This is a genomic window from Candidatus Marimicrobium litorale (genome assembly GCF_026262645.1).
Taxonomy (GTDB): Bacteria; Pseudomonadota; Gammaproteobacteria; order Pseudomonadales; family Halieaceae; genus Marimicrobium; species Marimicrobium litorale.
The window spans coordinates 767,899-790,987 of sequence record NZ_SHNO01000001.1 but is presented as its reverse complement, the minus strand read 5'-3'; the positions used below and the strand labels follow the sequence as shown (position 1 = coordinate 790,987).

The following is a 23,089-nucleotide window of genomic DNA, read 5'->3' as shown; positions in this document are numbered from 1 at the left end:
AAACTGGATATAAAACGACGGCTATAGTATGTCTCGTAAAGCCTTGTCGCAAGGTAAACGCAGGATCACGCGCTACTGCACGGATTCGAGCGTTTCCGGACGCCAAATCACCTTTCCGCCAGCTGCTCCCGCTATTGCGTCGAGATGCGCGGAATGCGCCGCACGCTCCTCTTTACTCGCCTCGATAACGGGCAGTGGCTTGCGATCCTGAGGAAGCCGTTGAATGCGCTCTTTCATCTGCTGGCCGTCCGGGGCACTGTCATCCTCAGTGAGCTGCAGGGCCGTCTGGCCGCCGGTCATTGCGAGGTAGACATCTGCAAGTATCTCTGCATCGAGCAGTGCACCGTGCAAATCTCTCTGTGAGTTATCTACCTCGTAGCGTTGACACAGGGCGTTCAGATTATTGCGCTGACCAGGATGCTTTCCCCTTGCCATCACAAGCGTATCTATCACCGCACACCACTCTTCTATGTCACGAGGCGACTCTGTCAGTTGACGCAATTCTGCGTTCAGAAACCCCAGATCAAAAGGCGCATTATGAATAATCAGTTCGGCACCCTGAACAAATTCGACAAAGCCAGCTGCTACCGCCTCAAATAATGGCTTGTCTGCGAGAAAATCCATCGTGATTCCATGAACCTCTATTGCACCCTGATCAATGTCCCGCTGCGGATTGATATACTGATGAAAGTGATTGCCGGTCAGTTTCCGGTCGACCATTTCGACACAGCCAATCTCGATGATACGATGCCCCTGCGACACCTCCAGTCCTGTAGTTTCTGTATCAAGAACAATCTGTCTCAAGCTGCGTAAACTCCTGTCAAATGCGGTGTGCTGGTGCCATTCATTATGTCCCGGCAGTATTTTGCCGAAGTAATTCATCGATGCCGCGATTGGCTAGCTGGTCTGCACGCTCATTCTCCTCGTGACCACTGTGCCCCTTTACCCAGTGCCAGCTCACTTCATGTCGCTGGTTTTCTTCATCCAGTGCGAGCCAAAGGTCTGCGTTCTTAACGGGCTTTCTTGCAGAGGTTTTCCAGCCTTTTTTCTTCCACCCCTCTAACCAACGAGTGATGCCGTTGCGCACGTACTCGGAATCCGTTGTTAAGTCGACCTGGCAGGGTCGCTTCAGAGCTTTCAACCCCTCAATCGCTGCCTGCAGTTCCATCCGATTATTTGTGGTATCCGGCTCCCCACCGCACAACTCCCGCTCGACGCCACCATAGCGCAGAAGCGCACCCCAGCCGCCTGGCCCCGGATTGCCCCTACAGGCGCCGTCTGTATAAATCTCTACATTGTTCAAGCTGCGGCATTCCCTGCATCAGTCGCTGGTTTGACGCCAGAAAAGACTTTCCGTGTCACGGGGGTTGTTACCGGTTTCGGCACCAGGCTTATCAGGCGAGCCCGCCTTCCTCGCCAGACTTTCCTCGGCTTGTGCGCAGCAGCCACCTGCTTGACCGCGTGCAGTATGAACAGGCCGTCGATGGGAAGCTTATGCCGTGCAGTCCACGTATCCGCGCGGGTCATCCATTGCCGCACCCTGCCACTGCCGATGGGCGGCAGGCCATACAACCGCCGGGTTTGTATCACTTCACAATTCAGCAAGTGCAACCAATCCGTGAGACGGTGCTCGCCCACAGGGCGGTGTGCCGTCCACAGAGGGTCTCGCATTAGTCTGCGAATTTGCATGCGAGCACCCGATAGACTGTAGGGGTTAAAGCCAATCACCAACAGTTGCCCCTGAGGCGTCAACACGCGCTGTATTTCTCGCAAGACCTGATGAGGATTGCGTGCGAATTCAAGGCAATGGTGAGCAATGACCACATCTACGCTATCGCTATCAAAGGGTAATTCATCCGGGTCTGTTACCACATTCACACCAGGCCCGTAGCGCTGTGAGCAAAAAAGGCGATGATTAATAGGGCTGCCGTCGCAGAGTGCCTGCTCTCCATGCAGCCCGAGCTGAAGGATATGGTACCCGAACGCCGTGTCTATCAGCTCCAGAGCCGCGGCGCGAGTTGCGCGAAATAGATAAGGACCATTATCCCGGGCGTACCAGGATTCCAGTTCCTGTAAAATATCGCTACAATCCACCTGCATTAGTCGCTTCATCCCCGCCCGCCTAAGTGGCGGGATACCGTGGCCGCTCGCAATTCAATGCGCTAATACTACTGTATTTTTATCAGTTTGGAACGCAGACAAATGTTGAAAATTCAGCCCGTCAAGGCCTTTACTGACAACTATATATGGCTAATCAGCAAGCCTGACTCCCCGGAGGCATGGGTGGTAGACCCGGGTGATGCGCAACCCGTTATAGACACATTGCAATCACTCTCGTTGAGCCTCGCGGGCATTCTTGTCACGCATCATCATTTCGACCATGTCGGGGGACTGACAGCGCTGTGCGAAGCCTTTCAGCCCGTCGTGTACGGCCCTCACAACCCAGCAATTGCGGGCATTACTCACCGTGTGGCAGCAGGCGACATGGTGAGTGTGCTGGATACGCGCTTCAGTGTGCTGGCAGTACCGGGGCACACGCTGGACCATATTGCCTATGCTCATCAGGGCGAGCAGCCAGTAGTTTTCTGTGGCGATACCCTCTTTGCAGGTGGCTGCGGGCGCCTGTTTGAAGGCGACCCGGCTATGATGCTGAAATCGCTTGACTCTCTTGCCGCTTTATTGCCGTCGACGCAGGTTTACTGTGCACATGAGTACACGCTCGCAAACCTCGCTTTCGCCTGTGCGGTGGAGCCAGATAATCACTCACTTTCGTCCCGGGTTGCCCAAGCAGAAATAACCCGTGCGCAGCATCGGCCGACCGTACCATCCGATATCGCACTGGAACTGGCAACCAATCCTTTTCTTCGCTGCCGTGAAGCCGACCTGCGGGCCTCACTGGAGCGTCAGGGCAGGCTACCCGGATCGGACGACCCTGCTGCGGTATTTGCTGCGGTACGGGGCTGGAAGGACTCGTTTTAGTCCGATCGCGCATTATTATTTATAGGAATTTAGCTATATTTATTAATAAGTTAAAGCGATTGTCTATAGCATTTTATATAATTGCTTTCCTGAGTGCATGCGAAACTGTGGCCACGCGGGATACGGCTACTGTCGGAACCGAGCCGGGCACCACGCCAGCGTCCGATGGAGCCGATGAACACCCCGTCGTCAATGACCAACCGCCAGATGATCTGTGGGTGCGTATCCGCTCGGGACTGCATTGGCAGAGCATAGATAACCCGAGAGTTGCGCGGGCAAGACAGGCATTGCTGGCTCAGTCAAATTACCTGCCCTTAGTCTCGGAACGCGCTAACTATTACCTGTTTTACATCGTTGAGGAAATCGATCAGCGCGATATGCCCCTCGAGATTGCGCTGATTCCAGTCATTGAGAGCATGCTCGACCCAACGGCCTCATCGTACTCAGGCGCTGCGGGGTTATGGCAGATTATGCCCCGCACAGGCGAGCACTTGGGCATTGAGCAGAACAACTGGTACGACGGGCGCCACGCGGTGCGCGACTCGACTGCGGGTGCACTGGACTATCTGCAGATGCTTCACGATCGATTTGACGACGACTGGCTGCTGGCACTGGCCGCCTACAACGCAGGTCGGGGCACGGTTCTGCGCGCACAAAAAGTCAACGTTTCCGCCAGCCAGCCCACGGATTACTGGTCGTTACGCTTGCGACAACAGGCCTATGAGTATGTACCGAAGCTGATCGCATTGTCTCAGATCGTGGCGGACCCCGATAAATATGGCGTGAATATCCCTCCCGTGCCCAATCGTCCCTCGTTTGAGGTCGCTGACCCCGGTCTGCCCCTGAACCTCGCGCACGCGGCGCAGCTGGCCGAGATTGACGTGACGATTTTGCACGCCCTCAATCCGGGCCAATTGCGCGGCACGATTGCACCCTATCGGTCAACGGAACTTCTGCTGCCCTACGGATCAAGCCAACGTTTTCAAAGTAATCTGGAAAAAGCGAACCGGGGCGAGATTACCCAATGGCACGAGTACCGTGTCAAGCCGGGCGATACGCTCTGGGATATTGCGCGCAGTTTCGGTACTGATGTCGCGCTACTGCGGCGTGAAAACGGTATCAAAGGAAACACGATACGGGCCGGGCAAACACTTACGATTACCGGCTTCAACCCACGGAGGGGCCAGTCTGGACCACCGGAATCAGACGCAAAAGCACAAGGTTATTTGGTACGGGCCGGCGACTCCCTCTACCTGATCGCGAACCGCTTTCGGGTATCCGTTGGGAATATCATTGCCTGGAACGAACTGGACCCGGATGATTACCTTCAGCCAGGACAGAAGCTCACTCTCTATCCGGGCGGCAGCTAGGCTCAGGGATTGTCCGCCGGGGCTTGCAGCGCAGGGACTGAAGGGCGTACCTTACGCAAGCGTGTTTACTTATGGCGATTAGGCGCTCTTGCCTGCCACTGACTGAAAGGAACTACTCCATGCACCACTTGATCAACAGGTTTACCCCTATGCTGCCGGGCGTTCTGGCTGGTTGTTTTGCTCTCACCCTGGTCACATTGGCGCAGGCGGCACATCATGAAAGTGCACAACCTGCCACCAGCACGGATGAACAACCCAGCGGTCGCGCAGTCGCTATTCAAGTAGAGGCTGTCGTCACTGCTATAGATCTGGACACCCGGGAAGTCAGTCTGCAGGGTCCTAATGGGCAAACTCTCACCGTCACTGCGCAGGAACAAATTACAGATCTTGAGAACGTATCCATTGGTGATCGCTTGCTGGTCACCTACCTTGCGGCGCTGGAGGGAGAAGTGCGTGAACCCACCGAAGAGGAGCTGGCAGAACCTTGGCTCGTGCTTGAGGAAAGCACCGTATCTGATGATCCCGACCTTCCCGGTGTGGCTGGCGCACGCATCATTCGCGCCGTCGTTACAATTGAGGGCATGAATCGCGAGTTTGGCACCGTCACCGTAAAGGATTCGCGAGGTAAATTGCACATGATTGGCGATGTCGAGCCGGACAAGATGGAAGGCGTTACCCTGGGGCAAACCGTGGTGCTGGTCTATACCGAAGCGCTGGCGATGAGCCTTGAGAAAACCGCGCAAGCGCCCGAGTAACAGCGTCACAACAAACTACCAGCAGTTCCTCTGCCAAGGACGAGGCGCTGCTGGTGAAACTCGCTGGTTACTTCACCAGGCTCACGATTGATCTCAAGAGTGATGGCGTCGCCCTGTCACGCTTTGCGTACGAGCCGTGCCGCAGGATAGACCACGCCGGAGGGCCCTATCGAGACAAACAGGTTGCACTGGATCAGGCGCCGGCTGATATCGTTCATACTGCAGGGAATCTCACCGAACCAAACAATATCTGGACGCACGCTGCGAATGACTCGGGGATCAATCTAGGTCAAACGCGTATCTCCGCGGGTACAGGCGCATTATCGAACGGTTGCAAGCTACCCAGTGCCGTGAAAAATAGCGCGCGATAGACTATTTTTTCGCTCATCCCTTCTATTGCTCTGCCATAGCCTCGCAACTGTTGATCGTACTTCTTCATTTCTCGTGCATAAAATAACTCCAGTGACTCCCCATCCTGAGGCTGACTGTTCTTGTAGTCGATAATCCAGTGGCAGTCCGTTGTTGAATCCACAAACGTACGATCAATAATAAGGTTGGCTATGCTGCCATCAGTCTGCACCGAAGCGACTGCCCACTCGTTGCGAATCTGAGCGTGGCTGCCTGCGAGTACCCAGCGGCCGGCGGCAGATGACAGGGTCAGGGAGACGGAACGATCTACCCGAGTAAGTGCCTGAGAAAGAGAATCCCCAAATAAGCCGTGCCCTTGCAATTCATAACGCCAAAGTTTTCGATCTTCCTCGTTCGGCGCGGACGGTAGTGGACGCCTATGCGATAGCAGTTCCAGCGCTCGGTGCACAACCGTACCAATGCTGCGTTCAACGTGATTGTCCGTGTCATCCTGTGCGCCAAAGGACAGAGTCGGAGGCGGTGGAGTGAAGGCCGCGCCTTCTCCCTCCCGCAGCAGGCGCACAAACGACCGCCCTTCGGAGGCATGTTCGTCCTGTAATGTCTGTTCTGTAACGTGTAACTGCATTTGTTCAGCGAATGTTGGCCAAATTGTGTGCAACAAGCTGGCTTTGACGGGCGCTTTCGGTGCATTCGCTTTATCGTCCCAAGCGAGCTGCGCCGTCAGTAGCACGTGATGGCAGGCGCGGGTGACGCCAACATAGATCAGACGCGTATTTTCAAGCAGCCCTTTCTTTGTTTGCAGGTATCCCAGGTAGTTGTAAAGGCTCGCCTGCCCCGGCTTGCTTCCGTCATCCGCGGCCAACAGGAAATGGTGCGTCCCGGCCACATCGGCATGCTCCTCCCAGCGCAGCAGGTCCCTATCGTTGCCCCGGGTCGACTTTCCCAGCTGGGGAATCACCACGCGGGGGAACTCCAGGCCTTTCGCCTTGTGCAAGGTCATTAACTGTACCGCCGCAGCCGCATCACCGCCGCTCATAAACTGTTTTTCTAATCGACGCTCCAGCCACGGTATGTGTAATCCCACCCCTTCCGCCTCAGCCTGCTCCAGCAACTGCATAAACTGTTCTACGTCTGCCAGTTCTGCCGCTCGCTCGACACACTCGCGCCCACCCATTCGCTCCCAAGTCTGCTCCACGAGCACTCTCAAACCCAATCTGTCCTGCTTTTGCCGAGCAAAAGCTAAGGCCGGCAGGATATGATTGAGGCTCTGGCTGCCCCGATCACTGAGGCCTTTTCGACATTCAGCATCGACAAGTGATTGCCAGATCGGCGTGTAAGGCGCATCGTCTGAAAAATGGGCAACGTGCAACAGGTCCTCTAGGGAAAGCGCGCACCAAGGTGCCCGCAAAACGGAAAGCCAGGCGAGGCGATCCGCGTCACTGGCCAGCGCACGGCACAATTGCATCAAATCCGATACAACCGATGATGCGGCAAGACTATCCATATCCTGCGCATAGTGATTGATTCGCCTGCGTTTCAACTCATCTATCACCGGCTGCAGGTGGCTGCGCCCACGCCCCAATACCGCGACCGTTTGCTCGGTACAAGCGTGCCGCTCAATGTAGTCGCAAATATGTGCTACCTCCGCGTCCAGTGAGCCATCGCCGCAGAATCCGCGCATATCTACCGCCGGGGACAAGTTGGTTGCACGAACTGCACTGGCGGGGCTGTACTTAACCTGCGACATCAGTGCATTATTTTTTTTCGGGAACGCTTTGCGAAACGTCTCGTTCACCCATTGAACAACGCCTCCGTCAGAGCGAAAGTTACATTCCAGTTGCAGATACTCAGGGACTATACCGTTAAAGCCTTGCTGCCGAGCGTTCAGAAATAAGCCAACGTTGGCGCCTCGAAAAGCATAAATAGACTGCATTGGATCACCCACTATCATCAACGTGCGAGGTGCACCAGGATTCTCCGCATTGTGTTCATACCAGCCGCGAGTCAGCTTTTGCAGCAGAACGTATTGCGTTACAGCAGTATCCTGAAATTCATCTACCAAAATGTGTTCGATATGGTAGTCCAGTCGCAGAGCGAGGTTGGTAACCTCATCATCTTCGCCGAGGGCGAGCAGGGCTGATTGGGCTACCTGGGTATGGTCCACCACCCCATGACGTCCAAAAACCAGTAGTAATTCAGCAGCCAACAGAGGCAAAAGTCGTGACAGATGCAGCACCAACTGCCAGCTCTCACTCCCAGTAGTCATTACGGGCAGTATAGCCAGCAGCGCTAGCATTTCTTCCAATCCCTCCACCGCTTCCAATGACTCCCGCTGAGTCGACCAACGCGCCTTCCACTGCGTTGCCGTCGCGTCACCTGCGGGAAAGCCCTGTCTCTTATCGACCCTGGCGCGCCAGCTACCCGAAGCCGTAAGAAACAGTTCTCGCAGCTTTCTCCAGGACCCGATGTCTGCTGCGGAGCTCCCGGGAAAGTCGACAGGAAGATCTTCCGATCGGTTTTCCGCTGCATACTGGAGCAGCGCCAGCAGCTCATCACGATGTGTGTTTAACAGGCTATTTAAGGCAGTGAGCTCTGCAGCGACCAGGGCGTCTACCGCACTGACCAGGTATTTCTCAGTCGCCAGTGGGTCACGGTTGACGTCAATATAACCGCGCCACTGACTGCGACGTGCCAGCATTGCGGTTAATAGCTGGGCCAAGCGCTCCCAGTTGTTGTCGAAGCAACGCAATACCGCTTTAAGACAATCAGCTCCGGGGCCATCGTCATCGAGATGGCGGAACAGCTCCCGCACCGCTTCTTCGTAATATTCACTCACATCATCCTGCCCACCCGCCCGGCCCCCAAGTCCACTCAATAGGGGCAGTTGCCGACTCAATGAGGCGCAAAAACTATCGATGGTCTTGATCGTGAAACGCGAGTGGTCACGCAGTAGTTGCCATCCCAAGCGATCATCGACTGACAGCACGGCACGGGCGAGCTTCCGGGTTACCTTCTCGTGCTCACCGTCGACCGGACATCCGTCTCGTGCTGCTTGTAGAGCCTGAATTACTCGTTCCTGCATCTCCGCCGCGGCTTTGCGCGTAAATGTAATCGTGACGACCTGTTCCGGCCGCGACACGCGAGCCAGCAGGACAAGGTAGCGCTGTATCAGCAGCTCGGTCTTCCCAGATCCCGCCGGGGCCGCAACGCAGAAGCTGCGCAGAGGATCAAGGGCAGCGCAGCGTTCTGGGTGGTCTGCGATCACACTCATACGCCCTCCCCCAGCACGGGCGCTGCTCGCTCTATACGGCACAGGGGTTGCAGTCCGCACCAGGTGCAGGTCGACGCTGACAGGGGGTCTACCGCTGCGTTGCCCGACAGAAAATCATCTGCGAGGGCGGCCAGTATTTCGCGCCAGCGGGCGTTTAATTCCTCCCAGTTCTCAACAAGCATGCCTGCCTTCTGCGCGGCACCAAGATCTGTTTTTATACCCTTTGCCGCCTCCACCCGCCCCAGTCCCACGTAACGGCACTCGCCGGGGCGCAGCTGTGCGAAGCTCAGAGCCGCAGTCGACTCCGGCTCCGCTACCCCGTAAAGCAGCAATTGCGGTCTTGCGGGCCTCTCGCCCATCCAGTCGCTGATTTTGGATTTGGATGACTTGTAGTCGATGATCACTCGGCCACCGTCTGGCAATTCATCTATTCGGTCGACACGCAGTTTGAGTTGCAACCGATCCAGCTTCAATTCCAGTAAATGCTCGCGTGCAGCCACCTTGAACGCGCCACGCTGTCGCTCGATCGCAAGCCACTCCTGCAGCAAAGTCGCCATGCGCTCCGATTCAAGCGCCCAAAACGACTCACTGAGTGCCGGCCCCATCTTACGCCGACCGCCCCGGACAGCGGCCTCTACGGCTCGAGAGATCGCTGCATCCTGGGCCGCGGCATGCAGTGCAGCGAGGCCCTGGTGATCCTCCAGCTCACCCCATAACACGTAGAGCGCCTCATGCAGCAGGGTGCCCCGATCTGCAGCCGATAGTCCAATACTGGAAGTCCCTATGGGGGCAGCGCTCAAGCGCTGGCGCGCAAACGCCGAGAAAGGACAGTTTGACTGCGCCTCCAGTAAACTACTCCCGCCACGCACAACTACCATGGGGTCCAGTGGGGGCGCATGGGAGTCGTCTTCACACGTCAGGCGGCCCCGCTGTTGCGCCGCCAGCCAGCCGCCAGTGACAGCCGGAAGCGCCTCGATGGGCGTGTCTGCAAATTCCTGCAACAGCGGGCTGGCGCGGTCCGCCACGCCGTCTACAAAGGCGCTGTAGCTGGCGTGAACGGTGCTACAACTGCGTAAATACTGTGCCATTCGGCCACGGGCGAACTCCCACTCATGCTCTGCAGTGGCGCGGGGCATTGCGTGTCGCACTTGCAGCCGGATCGGTAAAAAAGGATTAGGGCGAGCCGCTGCAGGCCACGCGGAGGCTTGCACGCCGATCACCCAGAGGTGGTCGAAGCTAAGCCCGGCCGCCTCCAGCGGCCCAAGCACCTGAACACCCGCATCGACCGTTTGTGGGTGGGAGACGCCACGCAAACACGTATCACGCAACAAGGATAAGGCATCAGAGTAAGCCAGCGGGCCACAGACCGCGTCAAAGCCCCGGAACGTATCGAGTATCCGCCCCCACGATTCCATCTGCTGATACTCCAGGGAGTCGAGCCCTTTGCCGGGCCAACCCCACAGCCCCAGTATGGTTCTGTATCGACTCACCCAAACGGAGGGCAGTGCCGGCTGCTTCAACTCTGCCATGCGGTACATAGCAAGAAGGTTCTCGCCCAACCGCAAACCACGATGCTCAGCAAGACGGGTTTCGCATGCATGAAAGCGCAGCTCAGACACGTCTAATTGCTCCCTGCCGAGATCATACAGTCGGGCCAAAAATAGTTGCGCCAGCGAACCGCCGGCATCGGGAAGGTCAAGAAAGCGTGATTTCAACAGTCGGCTCACCTGACCGACATTTGTGTGTCTCAGCGCGAGGGACAGCACCGCAAGGGCATCCCTCACCAGAGGCGTCTGAGACAGGGGTATTCCGCTGGAAAAGTTCACCGGCAGCGCGTCGTAATTATCACCGAGGCAACCGAACTCACGTCGCAACAGATATTCGAGGGCCACCTGCTCGGACGCACTATCGCCAGTCACTATGCCGATCGTCTGGTGGGGGTCCTGACGTACTCTTTGCACCGCCCAGTGAGACACAGCCTGCAACTCTTCCCGACGGTCTCGGAATTCGTGCAGCAGGCGCTCGGCGCGGCGCGAAGGCAAGGGCGCAGACTCTATTGATGGACAGGTATGTTCAAGGACTGCACGGTGCAGAGGCGTCAGCTCACCACACTCCACCAACACCACCGGCGCCACGCTCTCGCGCGCCTTTTCCGGCAGCGTCAAAAGCGCTTCGGCACAGTCAGTTGCAGTCACCTGACCGGAGTCACGCAGAGTCTGCTCGAACGCCTCTAGCCAAGACCAGTAGATACGGCTGTCGGTTTCCTGTTCGAACTCTTCACGCAGTGCGCCCTGCCGCCACTCAACCCGCCACAAGCACAGATTTTGTCGGGCCTGCTCAGCTAGTTCTGCAGCATCGTCTGCGCGCAGTAAGTGGTAGGAGTCAGTGCGGGCCGCGGACTCCTTGATGACATGTCGCCAAACTTGCAGTATTGGCCCAGACTCAAGCAATAGCTGCGGTGGCAATTCACCACTGGCCACAGCCTGTTGCCAACGGTCCAGTAGCCAACTTGCCAGTGGATAGACTGGCAGGCGAGGCCAGGTCAAATTTCCCTGCTCAGCCTGCTGCCTGTCCCACTCGGTTCGTATACGTCGCGCAAGGCGCTGGTTGGGAGTTATGAGAGTGCAGCCCCGTGCGATGAAGGGCTCAAGTAATGCAATGTCGTAAAGGCGATCGCTCAAATACTTTCTCCCTGCCCGTGTCTGTGTCCCTACACAAAGGACGAATACTGCTATAAAATGCGCCCCCTCGCGCAGAGCCTCACGGTATCGGTTAGCACGTGACTCTGCCAGAGAAATCACTTTATCAGGTAAGCACCAATGAGCAACATCGAAGTACACAATGTCAACGTCACCTCTCAGGACGTATTGATTACGCCGGCGAAACTGAAAACGGCCCTGCCTATGTCCAAGGATGTGCAGCGCACTCTGGCAGGAAGTCGCGAGGTCATTCAAGCGATTCTGGATCGCAAGGATCACCGCATATTCGTGGTGGTGGGCCCCTGCTCCATCCATGACCCACAGGCGGCACTTGACTATGCACGCCGCCTCAAAGCCCTTGCGGATGAACTGTCGGACACGCTGTATATTATAATGCGCGTTTACTTTGAAAAGCCCCGAACCACTGTGGGATGGAAGGGGCTGGTCAACGACCCTCACCTCGACGACTCGTTCAAGATTGAAGAGGGACTGCATATCGGCCGCAGACTGCTGTTGGATATTCTTGAGATGGGCCTCCCCACCTCGACTGAGGCATTGGATCCGATTTCACCCCAGTACCTGCAAGACCTGATCAGCTGGACCGCCATTGGCGCTCGAACAACCGAATCCCAGACGCATCGGGAGATGGCCAGCGGCCTGTCCAGCCCCGTGGGATTCAAAAACGGCACTGATGGCGGACTGACGGTGGCAACCAACGCGCTGAACTCGGTTGCCAGACCCCATCGATTCCTCGGCATTAACAGCCAGGGACAAGTCTCTGTGTTTACCACGCGAGGAAATGCCTATGGCCATATCGTACTGCGCGGTGGCTCCCAAGGGCCTAACTACGATTCAGTGCACATCAAGCTGTGTGAGGACGCGCTGGACAAAGCCGGTGTAGCCAACAATATTATGGTGGACTGCAGCCATGCTAATTCCAGTAAGCAACCGGAATTACAGCCACTTGTGGTGGATAACGTGGCAAATCAGATATTGGAAGGCAACCGTTCTATAGTCGGCCTAATGGTAGAGAGCAACCTGAAAGCGGGCAACCAGGCCATTCCAGCCAATCTTTCAGAACTTGAATACGGTGTGTCGGTAACGGACGGGTGTATTGATTGGGATACCACCGAGGCCAGCTTGCGCAACTTGCGGGACACACTTCGCGATGCCTTGCCACAGCGTCTCACGTAGCTTTATTTCCTGACGCCCAGGAGATGTCACGGCTAACCGTTCATCATAGCGAGGCAGTGGTTAATAGTACGCCTTTGACGTATCGCTGTGGTCCGTCATATCCCTCACACCTGCCAGCTGGGGTAATTGTTCCAGCAACGTTTTTTCAACGCCGCCTTTTAACGTCTCATCGACAGCACTGCAGCCCTGACAACCACCGCCGAACTGCAAAACAGCAAACATATCATCGGTAATTTCCACCAGGCTGACTTCCCCTCCGTGCGCTGCAAGGGCGGGGTTAACCTCGTTATACAGTACGTAATTAACGCGATCTTCCATTGGGCTATCGGCATCCACGCGCGGCATTTTCGCGTTGGGCGCCTTGATCGTAAGCTGCCCACCCATGCGATCTTTTGAGTAGTCGACCAGAGCGTCCTCAAGATAGGGCAGACTGCTAGCCTCGTACCAGACCTTGAATTTCTCCAGCTCTACGACGTCGTCACCCTCTTGCAAGTCACCCTCGCGGCAATAGGCGATACAGGTCTCCGCACGCGCAGTACCGGGCTGGTTGATGAACACGCGCACGCCCAGGGCATCCTCCTGTTTCGTCAATAATTCGGCTAAGTAATCCTGGGCAGAATCGGTAATAGTAATCATGGTAACGTGCTACCTGAGTGATTTAGTCAGGTATTGTATCAAAGTTGTCTCAAAAGTGTGAGGCTATAGGCCATACATTGTTTCTTGGCTCTCATAATCTGTTAAAATCATTGGCTTTTTCGGGAAAGCATGGGCGCTTTTCTGACAAACTTTAAAAGGAATATCATGCCGATCGAGAGTAGAAAGCCCGGGCGCCTGGAACAGGCGCTGAAAGAACGCATCCTCATCATTGATGGCGCCATGGGTACTATGATCCAGGCTGAAAAGCTTGGAGAAGCGGACTACCGGGGTGAGCGCTTCGCCAATCACGGCTCAGACCTAAAGGGAAACAATGAACTGCTGAGTCTGGTTCGCCCGGACATTATTGCGAAAATACACAGGGCGTATCTGGACGCCGGCGCAGACATCATAGAAACCAACACCTTTGGCAGCACCATAGTTGCTCAGTCTGATTACAATCTCAGTGACATTGCCTACGAACAAAATGTGACCTCTGCACGCATTGCGCGACAGGTGGCTGACGAGGTAACTGCCAAAACACCCGCGCAGCCTCGCTTTGTGGCCGGCGTCCTGGGACCCACCCCAAAAACAGCATCGATCTCCCCTGATGTGAACGACCCGGGCGCGCGCAGCATCAGTTTCGACACGCTGCAAGCAGACTATGCTGCGGCGACACGCGGGCTCATCGAAGGCGGTGCAGACTTGATCATGATCGAGACGATCTTCGATACCCTGAATGCCAAAGCCGCGGTATTCGCCGTCAAGTCAGTGTTTGAAGAACTTGCTCACGAACTACCGCTAATGATTTCTGTTACGTTTCCTGACATAAGTGGCCGCGTACTGTCCGGACAGAATCCTGAGGCTTTCTGGAATGCCGTTGCGCATGGCAAGCCACTTATTGTCGGAAGTAACTGTGGCCGCCCCTATCGAGATATACGCCCCTTCATCGAGGATCTGTCCCGCGCCAGCGATTGCTATTTCAGTGCTCACCTCAATGCCGGGCTGCCTAATGCCTTCGGTGAATTCGACGAAACCCCGGATATTATGGAGAAAGACTTCGCAGAAATTGCCACCCGTGGGTTTTTAAACCTTGCCGGCGGCTGCTGCGGCACCACTCCGGATCATATTCGCGCTATCGCACATGCGTGTGAGAACGTCACTCCCCGCCCGTTGCCAAGCCATGAAGGTGCCTGTCGGCTCAGCGGACTGGAAGCGTTCAATATCACGGCAGACAGCCTCTTCGTAAACATAGGGGAGCGCTGCAACGTTACGGGCTCTGCGCGTTTTAAACGGCTCATTCTGGAAGAGGAATATGATGAAGCCCTCGAAGTCGCCAGAGACCAAGTCGAAAATGGCGCACAAATCCTCGATATCAATATGGATGAGGGCATGCTGGATTCCGAAGGCGCCATGGTGAAGTTTCTCAACCTGCTCGCGTCAGAGCCGGATATATCCCGCGTGCCCATCATGGTTGATTCCTCCAAGTGGAACGTCATCGAGTCAGGCCTGAAGTGCATCCAGGGTAAAGCCGTTGTCAATTCGATCAGCCTCAAGGCCGGCGAAGAGGAGTTTCTCGACCAGGCAAGGCTCTGCCAGCGCTATGGCGCAGCGGTTGTTGTTATGGCTTTCGACGAGGATGGCCAAGCGGATACGCTGGGGCGACGCAAGGAAATTTGCAAGCGCAGCTATGACCTGCTGCTCGAGAAACTTGGCTTTAATCCGAACGACATTATTTTCGACCCTAACATTTTTGCGGTCGCAACAGGTATCGAAGAGCACAACAACTACGCCGTAGACTTTATTGAGGGCACTCGCTACATCAAAGCAGAACTACCCGGCGCGCTTGTTTCAGGTGGTGTATCCAACGTTTCGTTTTCTTTTCGTGGCAACAACGCCGTACGTGAAGCCATCCATTCAGTATTTCTTTATCACGCGATCAAGGCTGGCATGGACATGGGAATCGTCAACGCCGGCCAACTGGCGGTCTACGACGACCTGCCCGAGGATCTGCGTGAAGCTGTCGAGGATGTCATTCTGAATCGACGGGACGATGGTACGGAACGTCTGCTGGAAGTTGCCGAAAACTACAGAGGAAGCGGTAGTAGCGAGAGCCGCGTCGAAGATCTTAGCTGGCGAGAGCAAAGCGTGGAGAAGCGTCTTGCCCATGCTTTGGTGAAAGGGGTTACAACGTGGATAGTTGAAGACGCAGAGGAGGCGAGACTGAAGTTCGATCGACCGATCGAAGTGATCGAAGGGCCTCTGATGGATGGTATGAATATAGTGGGGGACTTATTCGGATCGGGCAAAATGTTTCTGCCCCAGGTGGTCAAAAGCGCGCGCGTTATGAAGCAAGCAGTGGCGCACCTTCAACCCTTTATTGAAGAAGAAAAAGGGGACGGAAAATCGAGCAACGGAAAAATATTGATGGCAACCGTCAAAGGCGATGTACATGATATTGGCAAGAATATCGTGGGAATCGTCTTACAGTGCAACAATTACGAGGTTATCGATCTAGGCGTCATGGTGCCCTGTGAGAAAATTCTGCAGGCAGCTGCAGAAGAAGAGGTAGATATTGTTGGCTTGAGCGGATTGATTACGCCATCCCTTGATGAAATGGTGCATGTTGCAAGTGAAATGCAGCGCCTGAATTTTGAAGTACCTTTGTTGATCGGTGGCGCGACCACATCAAAAGCGCATACTGCGGTCAAGATTTCACCTCAGTACGACAAGGAAGCGATCGTCTACGTACCCGATGCCTCTCGCAGCGTAGCTGTTGCTACCCAGCTAATGGGCAGAGGAAAAGCCAAGTACGTCGAGGAGCTATTAGTCGAATACGAGCAAGTGCGTGAGCGGGTTGCCAACCGCAGGCCTGGCGAAAAACAAATTCCCTATTCCGATGCAATAGCGAATGCAACCAACCTGAATTGGCAAGGGTACACGCCCCCTCGCCCAGCATTTACAGGAACGAAAGTATTCGACGATTTCCCGCTTGAGGATCTCATCGAAACAATCGACTGGACCCCGTTTTTTATCACATGGGAACTGGCTGGAAAATTCCCTGCGATTCTCGACGATGATACCGTTGGAGTCCAGGCTCGCGATCTCTATGCGGATGCTCAGGCCATGCTGAAGCGAATCGTTGATGAAAAATGGCTGACCGCGCGCGCTACCGTCGGCTTCTGGCCAGCCAGTCGCAACGGTTCTGACGATATAACGGTCTATGCGGATGAATCGCGTACTGAGGGTATTGCCACCCTGCACCATCTGCGGCAGCAGAAGGCGAATAAAAATGGTAAAGGCAATGCCTGCCTTGCTGACTTTATAGCTCCCCCTGACGAAGGAGTGCGCGATTACATCGGTGGCTTCTGTGTCACGACAGGACTCGGCGTTGACGAACTCGCGAAAAAGTTTGAAGCGGCGCACGACGACTACAACAGCATACTGCTGAAATCGCTCGCGGATCGTCTGGCGGAATCTTTTGCTGAATACCTGCACCGCCTTGTGCGCAAGGAGTTATGGGGTTACAACACGGATGAAGCGCTTGCTGCAGACGACTTGATTCGGGAGCGTTACCAGGGCATCCGCCCTGCCCCCGGTTACCCCGCCTGTCCGGATCATACGGAGAAGGAAACACTCTTCAGACTGCTGGATGCAGAAAATACCTGCGGGGTAGAGTTGTCCGAAAATTACGCGATGACACCTGCGGCCTCCGTCAGCGGGTTTTACTTTTCGCACCCGGAATCACGTTACTTTGCCGTGGGAAAAATTGGCCGCGACCAGGTAGAAGACCTAGCAAGGCGTAAAGACGAATCAGTAGACGTGATTGAGCGCTGGCTACGCCCTAACCTGGATTACTGAACACGGCTATGTCAGACCCTACAGACGAGTCAGCTGATGAGAATGCTCTCGGACCACTGCAGGTGATCGGCAGTGTGCTGGCTGCCGCTCTGGGCATCCAAAGTAGTAAGAATCGGGAACGGGACTTCAAGCGGGGCCGTATCGGCATTTTTCTCGCCGCTGGCATCACGTTTACGTTTTTGTTTATAGCCGCGGTCATGACCGCTGTAACGCTGGTGCTCAACTCGTCAGGCCACTGATCTGCTCCTGACAAGCCGGGGAGGATCAGGAGGGCATACCGGATAGCCAGATGTACATGCTCAGTACAATAATAGAGATGATAGCCGTAGTGGCCATTGCATCAGCCACGCCATCGCCCATGTTCTTCGGATCTGAATTTTCTACCATCTTAAACCTCGGTCTACAGTGTCGCTGCGGTGCGCATTATAGCAGTTCTTGCCGTGCGGCCAAGTCCTAGAACGAGCCTCGCAAAGAACAGGGTCTGAGCCAGATATTGATGCGTAAGCATATGAATAACATGGCTATTTGAGGCGCCTCTTTTCTGGTAAAGTAGCGCTTCGCCAAGTCGGGCGGTGCAACCGTTCACTCCTGGAGCCATACAACTAAATGTACGTCTACGACCAGCACGATCAGAAAATTATTGACGAGCGAGTCGCACAGTTTCGCGACCAGACCAACCGCTATACAGCGGGAGAACTCTCGGAAGAGGAATTTCTTCCCCTCCGCCTGCAAAACGGCTTGTATGTCCAACGTCTGGCCCCAATGCTCCGAGTCGCAGTCCCCTACGGGCTCATGAGTAGCGCCCAGCTGCGTAAATTGGCAGAAATATCACGGGTATACGACAAAGGCTATGCGCATATCAGCACCCGACAGAATGTCCAGTTGAACTGGCCGCTCGTGGCGGAAGTCCCGGACATACTCGCAGATCTAGCCTCTGTACAAATGCACGCAATTCAAACCAGCGGCAACTGCATTCGCAATACCACAACAGACCAATTTGCCGGCGTCGCCTGCGACGAACTGCAGGATCCCCGGCCGTACTGCGAAATTATTCGCCAGTGGTCGACCCTGCATCCAGAGTTCGCGTTCTTGCCCCGTAAATTCAAGATCGCCGTCTGCGGCACGGAAGAGGACAGGGCCGCTATACGCAATCACGACGTGGGCATCGAACTGGTAACCAATGACAGCAACGAGATCGGCTTAAAAGTTCTGGTTGGCGGCGGCCTCGGCCGAACACCTGTAATCGGCTCCGTCATCTGCGAATGGCTGGATAAAAAGCACATGCTGACATACTTGGAGGCAATTCTCCGTGTCTATAATCAGCACGGGCGCCGCGACAACAAATACAAAGCTCGCATTAAGATACTGGTTAAAGCAATGGGAATAGCAGCTTTCCGGGAGGCGGTAGAGAAGGAATGGGAAGCAACAAAAGAAGGCCCCTCGACCCTACACGATGCCGTATTCGAGAAGGCCAGGGCCTCTTTTCGGGCTCCCGATTACAGCGCTTTCGACGCAGGTGAAACCAGCGCCATACTCCACGGAGAGTGCGAGCGTGATGGAATTTTTAAACAGTGGGTAACGCATAATACTGAAGATCACAGAGTGCCGGGGTATCGTATTGTAACCCTATCGCTCAAATCAACTGGCTACACCCCCGGCGATATAACCGCTGAACAGATGGAGCTGGTAGCAGGTCTGGCCGATAAGTATTCTTTTGGTGAATTGCGCACCACACACCAGCAAAATCTCGTACTGGCGGATGTTCCTGTATCAGACCTCTATACTCTGTGGCAGAATCTGCAGTCAGCTGATCTGGCGACCGCCAATATCGGCCTACTCACGGATATGATCTGCTGCCCGGGTGGTGACTTCTGCGCTCTTGCTAACGCCAAATCCATACCCGTGGCGGAAGCGATACAAACTCGCTTCGATGACATTGACTACCTACACGATCTAGGCCCCATTGAGCTCAATATCAGTGGCTGTATGAATGCCTGTGGTCATCACCATATTGGTCATATCGGTATTCTGGGCGTGGATAAAAAAGGCCAAGAATTTTACCAGGTCTGCCTTGGAGGCAGTCAGGCAAAAGACGCCTCCCTGGGCAAGATTCTTGGGCCCTCTTTCAAGCAGGACGACATGCCGGACATTATCGAAAACATCCTGACGACCTACCTCAGTCAAAGGCAGCTAGAGGAAAATTTTTTAGACACCTATCGGCGCATCGGAATCGAGCCGTTCAAGGAGCGCGTTTATGCCAAGAATAATTAAGGACGGCGCGATTACAGAAGATAATCGCGCCGGCATCGACTCCGAAGACCGCTCCCCGGGGCAAGGCCAGATATGCACACTGCAGCAGTGGCAAAAACTGACACACAAACAGGGTAGTGCGGTTCAGCTGGAACCGGGCCAGGAGCCTACACCCTTGCTGCAAGACCTCGAAGACATAGAACTGGTTGTCATTAATTTTTCAGTGTTCACGGACGGACGCGGTTTTTCTTATGGACGAGAATTGCGAGAGCAAGGTTACAGCGGCGAGTTGCGCGCAACTGGCCACTTCATTCGTGATCAATTAACGTATCTCGGACGATGCGGATTTAATGCGTTCGATCTGCAAGAAGGCGCAGATCTCCATGAAGCATTAAACAGTCTCAAAGATTTTAGCGAATACTACCAGGCATCTATCGACTCACCCCAACCACTTTTCCGCCGTAGGGAAAACGCCTAGGTGTAATTGCCTAACACCGACAGCATTGTTTAGATTGTAAAGACGACCGGCGGGAGCCTGGCGCCAATGGAATTTAGCAGCATTACGTTTTCCTTCTTCCTTATTTTTACCGGGGCGGCCGTCTTTGCCTCCATTGCGCTGTATACCCGGCAGCCACTGATTATTGCCTATATCGCATTAGGCACTTGTATAGGGCCCTATGGATTGTCATTGGTAACCGACACTAAATTGCTCTCAGACATAGGTCATGTCGGCATTATTTTCTTGCTCTTCCTTCTTGGACTGGACATGCAACCTCAGGCGCTTTGGGCAACGCTGAGGAAATCGACGGTTGTAGCTATCTCTAGCTCCGCTCTGTTCGTTGCGGCCGGCTTCGGCGTGACGGCCCTCTTTGGTTATTCATTGCAGGATAGCCTCATCGTCGGGGCCGCGATGATGTTTTCATCTACGATCATCGGCATAAAGTTACTGCCCACAACGGTGCTGCATCACCGCCACATCGGAGAGCTGATGATTGGGCTGCTGTTGCTCCAGGATCTGCTCGCAATTTTTATTTTAATGGCGTTATTCAGCGCGTCAGGTGGCGCTGAAGGCATGGGGACAAGCTTGTTGTACACAGTACTTGCCCTACCCCTGCTCATCGCTCTGGCACTGCTCTTCGTGCGTTTTCTGCTCCTGCCATTGATTCGGCGTTTCGACCGTTTTCACGAATATATTTTCCTGTTGGCTCTGGGCTGGTGCCTGGGGCTCGCTGAACTTGCAGTATTACTGGGCCTCTCAGCGGAAATAGGCGCTTTTATTGCCGGCATTACGATTGCCACCAGTCCGATCGCGCAATACATTGCGGTCAGCCTGAAGCCTCTGCGTGATTTCTTCCTCATTTTGTTCTTTTTTTCAGTGGGAGCCCAGTTCAATATCGGAGCCCTTGCGCAGGTACTGGCCCCGGCGCTGGTGCTTTCAATATTGATATTGACACTGAAACCGGTCGCTTACCGCTACCTGCTAAAGGGTGTCAGCGAGCATCGAAGCCTCGCCTGGAACCTCGGCTTTCGCTTGGGCCAGGCAAGTGAATTTTCACTCCTCATTGCCTACGTGGCGGTCGGCGGCGCCCTCATCTCAGAACAGGCGTCACTGCTTATTCAGGCGACCACAATTATTACCTTGCTGATCTCCTCCTATATCGTGGTATTGAACTACCCCACGCCCATCGCCATTTCGGAGCGTCTGAGAAGAGACTAACCGCAAACCCGACGGCTTTCGCACTCATTCACTTCGCACGGCGGTGTGCAGGCCGCAGGCAAAAAAAAGCCGGCCCAAGAGGCCGGCTCTGTACGCTGGATTTACAGGTCTAGATTTTGGATTCTAGCTCAGGCAGAGCCTCAAAGAGATCGGCGACAAGACCGTAGTCTGCGACTTGAAAGATCGGCGCGTCTTCGTCCTTGTTAATGGCCACAATCACCTTGGAGTCCTTCATTCCCGCAAGATGCTGAATAGCCCCTGAAATTCCCACCGCTACATAGAGATCCGGAGCAACAATCTTGCCAGTTTGCCCGACTTGCATGTCGTTAGACACAAAGCCTGCATCCACTGCGGCACGAGACGCCCCGATAGCGGCGTTTAGCTTGTCGGCAATTCCATCCAGCAGTTTGAAATTTTCGCCATTCTGCATGCCACGCCCGCCTGAAATTACGACGGAAGCAGAGGTCAGCTCAGGGCGATCAGACTTCGCCACCTCCTCGCTTACGAATGAGGATAAACCCGCATCATGGATTGAATCAACCGACTCGACGCTTGCGGAGCCACCCTCAGCGGGCACACCATCAAACGCAGTAGTACGCACCGTAATCACTTTTTTTGCATCGGCGCTTTGCACCGTGGCAATGACGTTACCGGCATAAATAGGCCGCTGAAACGTATCAGGTGAATCAACTGCAATAATGTCTGAGATTTGGCCCACATCCAACAGGGCGGCAACTCTAGGCATGAAGTTCTTGCAATTGGGTGTGGCGGGGGCAAGCACATTATCGTATCCGGCTGCTACTTCAGCGACCAACTGGCTGACGTTTTCAGCTAACTGATGCTCATAAACCGCGTTATCCGCAACGAGCACCTTGCCTACACCCGGAACGGCCGCTGCTGCCGTTGCAACATCACCACAACCGGCTCCAGCAATAAGGATATCGATATCTCCGCCCAGCTGCTGTGCTGCTGCGACAGTATTCAGTGTAGCGGCCTTCAGGCTACTATTGTCGTGTTCTGCAATTACGAGCGTGCTCATGATATTACTTTCGCCTCGTTCTTCAGTTTATCAACCAATTCGTCCACGTCAGCAACCTTTATGCCTTCCTGACGCTCCGGCGGGGGTACTACTTTCACCTGAGTGAGATGCTTCGTTACAGTGACGCCAAGGTCATCTGCACTGTATACATCCAGCTGTTTTTTCTTCGCTTTCATGATGTTGGGAAGCGAGGCGTATCGCGGCTCGTTGAGACGCAGGTCAGTTGTGACAATAGCAGGCAAGGTGAGCGATACAGTCTGTAAGCCTCCATCGACTTCACGAGTGACATTGACCTTGTCACCGTCAATGACCACTTCAGAGGCAAAAGTACCCTGTGGCATATTGGCCAGGGCGCCAAGCATTTGGCCTGTCTGGTTATTGTCTCCGTCGATAGACTGCTTGCCCAATATAACCAATTGAGGCGCCTCTTTATCGACTACGCCTTTGAGCAACTTTGCCACCACAAGAGGCTCTGCAGCAGTTTCTACATCGACCTGGATGCCGCGATCGGCACCCAGTGCGAGGGCGGTTCGTATTTGCTCCTGGCAGCTTTTATCGCCGATAGACACAGCAATGACTTCCGTCGCAATACCCGCTTCCTTGAGGCGAACTGCCTCCTCTACAGCGATTTCACAAAATGGGTTGATGGCCATTTTGACGTTGTTGAGATCGACGTCACTGCCATCGGCTTTGGCGCGCACCTTGACGTTGTAGTCAACCACACGCTTCACGGCAACAAGAACCTTCATGGATTCTCCATAGATTTTTCAGATGGGTAAAAAATAGCTGAAATGAGCGTAAAAAAATCGTTGTGCATACACCATTTCGGCGCCACATCTTGCCCATAATTGTGCTCTGGGTCAATAGCCTCTCGCGCCACTGCAACGGCCGAGTTTAGATAGCTCTGGCGCCCTGGGAAATAGGCCTTGATCTGGTTTTTATCTCATAGAAA

At 54.7% G+C, this 23,089-nt stretch carries 19 protein-coding genes; 9 read left to right on the top strand and 10 right to left on the bottom strand.

From position 1 onward, the window contains the following. Positions 1-72: 72 nt before the first annotated feature. From dnaQ to EYC82_RS03645, 3 genes are read right to left on the bottom strand one after another with little or no spacing between them, the layout of a single operon-like run. On the bottom strand, positions 73-882 hold the full coding sequence (gene dnaQ / locus EYC82_RS03655) for a DNA polymerase III subunit epsilon (RefSeq protein WP_279248193.1): 810 nt from the start codon (positions 880-882) through the stop codon (positions 73-75). After that, a complete protein-coding gene (rnhA, locus tag EYC82_RS03650) occupies positions 848-1,303 on the bottom strand; it encodes a ribonuclease HI (RefSeq protein WP_279248192.1) in 456 nt (151 codons plus the stop codon). Before rnhA ends, dnaQ begins: the two co-directional genes overlap by 35 nt. After that, positions 1,300-2,112 (bottom strand): class I SAM-dependent methyltransferase, encoded by an 813-nt coding sequence (locus tag EYC82_RS03645; protein ID WP_279248191.1) that lies wholly within the window; start codon positions 2,110-2,112, stop codon positions 1,300-1,302. The genes rnhA and EYC82_RS03645 overlap by 4 nt, the downstream gene beginning before the upstream one ends. A gap of 90 nt (positions 2,113-2,202) precedes the next feature. Here EYC82_RS03645 and gloB point away from each other — a divergent pair, with 90 nt between their 5' ends. The 3 genes from gloB to EYC82_RS03630 all read left to right on the top strand — a co-directional run bounded on the left by gloB (position 2,203) and on the right by EYC82_RS03630 (position 5,104). Then, complete coding sequence (gene gloB, locus EYC82_RS03640; RefSeq protein ID WP_279248190.1) at positions 2,203-2,979, top strand: hydroxyacylglutathione hydrolase; 777 nt, start codon at positions 2,203-2,205, stop codon at positions 2,977-2,979. Positions 2,980-3,086: 107 nt separating this feature from the next. Continuing rightward, the gene (locus EYC82_RS03635) at positions 3,087-4,349 is read left to right on the top strand and encodes a LysM peptidoglycan-binding domain-containing protein (RefSeq protein WP_279248189.1); all 1,263 of its coding nucleotides are present in this window, start codon (positions 3,087-3,089) and stop codon (positions 4,347-4,349) included. Positions 4,350-4,468: 119 nt separating this feature from the next. After that, on the top strand, positions 4,469-5,104 hold the full coding sequence (locus EYC82_RS03630) for a hypothetical protein (protein ID WP_279248188.1): 636 nt from the start codon (positions 4,469-4,471) through the stop codon (positions 5,102-5,104). A 116-nt stretch (positions 5,105-5,220) separates the two neighbouring features. On the opposite strand, the gene EYC82_RS03625 is transcribed toward EYC82_RS03630, so the two are convergent. From EYC82_RS03625 to EYC82_RS03615, 3 genes are read right to left on the bottom strand one after another with little or no spacing between them, the layout of a single operon-like run. After that, the gene (locus EYC82_RS03625) at positions 5,221-5,364 is read right to left on the bottom strand and encodes a Sir2 family NAD-dependent protein deacetylase (RefSeq protein WP_279248187.1); all 144 of its coding nucleotides are present in this window, start codon (positions 5,362-5,364) and stop codon (positions 5,221-5,223) included. A 29-nt stretch (positions 5,365-5,393) separates the two neighbouring features. Next, the gene (locus EYC82_RS03620; RefSeq protein ID WP_279248186.1) at positions 5,394-8,744 is read right to left on the bottom strand and encodes a UvrD-helicase domain-containing protein; all 3,351 of its coding nucleotides are present in this window, start codon (positions 8,742-8,744) and stop codon (positions 5,394-5,396) included. Continuing rightward, on the bottom strand, positions 8,741-11,425 hold the full coding sequence (locus tag EYC82_RS03615) for a PD-(D/E)XK nuclease family protein (RefSeq protein WP_279248185.1): 2,685 nt from the start codon (positions 11,423-11,425) through the stop codon (positions 8,741-8,743). The genes EYC82_RS03620 and EYC82_RS03615 overlap by 4 nt, the downstream gene beginning before the upstream one ends. Positions 11,426-11,563: 138 nt before the next feature. On the opposite strand from EYC82_RS03615, the gene EYC82_RS03610 reads away from it, so the two are divergent. Then, positions 11,564-12,637, top strand: coding sequence for a 3-deoxy-7-phosphoheptulonate synthase (locus EYC82_RS03610; RefSeq protein WP_279248184.1), 1,074 nt, complete (start codon positions 11,564-11,566; stop codon positions 12,635-12,637). Positions 12,638-12,697: 60 nt separating this feature from the next. On the opposite strand, the gene nfuA is transcribed toward EYC82_RS03610, so the two are convergent. Continuing rightward, a complete protein-coding gene (gene nfuA, locus EYC82_RS03605) occupies positions 12,698-13,273 on the bottom strand; it encodes a Fe-S biogenesis protein NfuA (protein WP_279248183.1) in 576 nt (191 codons plus the stop codon). A 165-nt stretch (positions 13,274-13,438) separates the two neighbouring features. Here nfuA and metH point away from each other — a divergent pair, with 165 nt between their 5' ends. Both metH and EYC82_RS03595 read left to right on the top strand, forming a co-directional pair. After that, positions 13,439-17,131, top strand: coding sequence for a methionine synthase (gene metH, locus EYC82_RS03600; protein ID WP_279248182.1), 3,693 nt, complete (start codon positions 13,439-13,441; stop codon positions 17,129-17,131). A gap of 8 nt (positions 17,132-17,139) precedes the next feature. After that, positions 17,140-17,370 (top strand): DUF2970 domain-containing protein, encoded by a 231-nt coding sequence (locus EYC82_RS03595; protein WP_279248181.1) that lies wholly within the window; start codon positions 17,140-17,142, stop codon positions 17,368-17,370. 25 nt (positions 17,371-17,395) lie between these two features. Here the strand turns inward: EYC82_RS03595 and EYC82_RS03590 are convergent, their stop codons facing one another. Next, entirely contained in the window at positions 17,396-17,518 is a 123-nt protein-coding gene (locus EYC82_RS03590; RefSeq protein ID WP_279248180.1) for a methionine synthase, read from the bottom strand. A 219-nt stretch (positions 17,519-17,737) separates the two neighbouring features. Here EYC82_RS03590 and EYC82_RS03585 point away from each other — a divergent pair, with 219 nt between their 5' ends. The 3 genes from EYC82_RS03585 to EYC82_RS03575 all read left to right on the top strand — a co-directional run bounded on the left by EYC82_RS03585 (position 17,738) and on the right by EYC82_RS03575 (position 21,098). Further along, positions 17,738-19,402, top strand: coding sequence for a nitrite/sulfite reductase (locus EYC82_RS03585; RefSeq protein WP_279248179.1), 1,665 nt, complete (start codon positions 17,738-17,740; stop codon positions 19,400-19,402). Then, a complete protein-coding gene (locus EYC82_RS03580) occupies positions 19,386-19,859 on the top strand; it encodes a DUF934 domain-containing protein (RefSeq protein WP_279248178.1) in 474 nt (157 codons plus the stop codon). The genes EYC82_RS03585 and EYC82_RS03580 overlap by 17 nt, the downstream gene beginning before the upstream one ends. Positions 19,860-19,925: 66 nt before the next feature. Then, entirely contained in the window at positions 19,926-21,098 is a 1,173-nt protein-coding gene (locus EYC82_RS03575) for a cation:proton antiporter (RefSeq protein ID WP_279248177.1), read from the top strand. 109 nt (positions 21,099-21,207) lie between these two features. Here EYC82_RS03575 and EYC82_RS03570 read toward each other — a convergent pair whose 3' ends face one another. Then, complete coding sequence (locus EYC82_RS03570) at positions 21,208-22,137, bottom strand: electron transfer flavoprotein subunit alpha/FixB family protein (RefSeq protein WP_279248176.1); 930 nt, start codon at positions 22,135-22,137, stop codon at positions 21,208-21,210. Next, the gene (locus EYC82_RS03565) at positions 22,134-22,886 is read right to left on the bottom strand and encodes an electron transfer flavoprotein subunit beta/FixA family protein (RefSeq protein WP_279248175.1); all 753 of its coding nucleotides are present in this window, start codon (positions 22,884-22,886) and stop codon (positions 22,134-22,136) included. The genes EYC82_RS03570 and EYC82_RS03565 overlap by 4 nt, the downstream gene beginning before the upstream one ends. Positions 22,887-23,089 lie beyond the last annotated feature (203 nt).

Bases quoted from the DNA above. Each gene is read 5' to 3' on its own strand.
- dnaQ (WP_279248193.1), bottom strand. From the start codon at position 882: ATGAATTACTTCGGCAAAATACTGCCGGGACATAATGAATGGCACCAG.
- EYC82_RS03645 (WP_279248191.1), bottom strand. From the start codon at position 2,112: ATGAAGCGACTAATGCAGGTGGATTGTAGCGATATTTTACAGGAACTG.
- gloB (WP_279248190.1), top strand. From the start codon at position 2,203: ATGTTGAAAATTCAGCCCGTCAAGGCCTTTACTGACAACTATATATGG.
- EYC82_RS03630 (WP_279248188.1), top strand. From the start codon at position 4,469: ATGCACCACTTGATCAACAGGTTTACCCCTATGCTGCCGGGCGTTCTG.
- EYC82_RS03620 (WP_279248186.1), bottom strand. From the start codon at position 8,744: ATGAGTGTGATCGCAGACCACCCAGAACGCTGCGCTGCCCTTGATCCT.
- EYC82_RS03610 (WP_279248184.1), top strand. From the start codon at position 11,564: ATGAGCAACATCGAAGTACACAATGTCAACGTCACCTCTCAGGACGTA.
- nfuA (WP_279248183.1), bottom strand. From the start codon at position 13,273: ATGATTACTATTACCGATTCTGCCCAGGATTACTTAGCCGAATTATTG.
- metH (WP_279248182.1), top strand. From the start codon at position 13,439: ATGCCGATCGAGAGTAGAAAGCCCGGGCGCCTGGAACAGGCGCTGAAA.
- EYC82_RS03595 (WP_279248181.1), top strand. From the start codon at position 17,140: ATGTCAGACCCTACAGACGAGTCAGCTGATGAGAATGCTCTCGGACCA.
- EYC82_RS03590 (WP_279248180.1), bottom strand. From the start codon at position 17,518: ATGGTAGAAAATTCAGATCCGAAGAACATGGGCGATGGCGTGGCTGAT.
- EYC82_RS03585 (WP_279248179.1), top strand. From the start codon at position 17,738: ATGTACGTCTACGACCAGCACGATCAGAAAATTATTGACGAGCGAGTC.
- EYC82_RS03580 (WP_279248178.1), top strand. From the start codon at position 19,386: ATGCCAAGAATAATTAAGGACGGCGCGATTACAGAAGATAATCGCGCC.
- EYC82_RS03575 (WP_279248177.1), top strand. From the start codon at position 19,926: ATGGAATTTAGCAGCATTACGTTTTCCTTCTTCCTTATTTTTACCGGG.
- EYC82_RS03570 (WP_279248176.1), bottom strand. From the start codon at position 22,137: ATGAGCACGCTCGTAATTGCAGAACACGACAATAGTAGCCTGAAGGCC.
- EYC82_RS03565 (WP_279248175.1), bottom strand. From the start codon at position 22,886: ATGAAGGTTCTTGTTGCCGTGAAGCGTGTGGTTGACTACAACGTCAAG.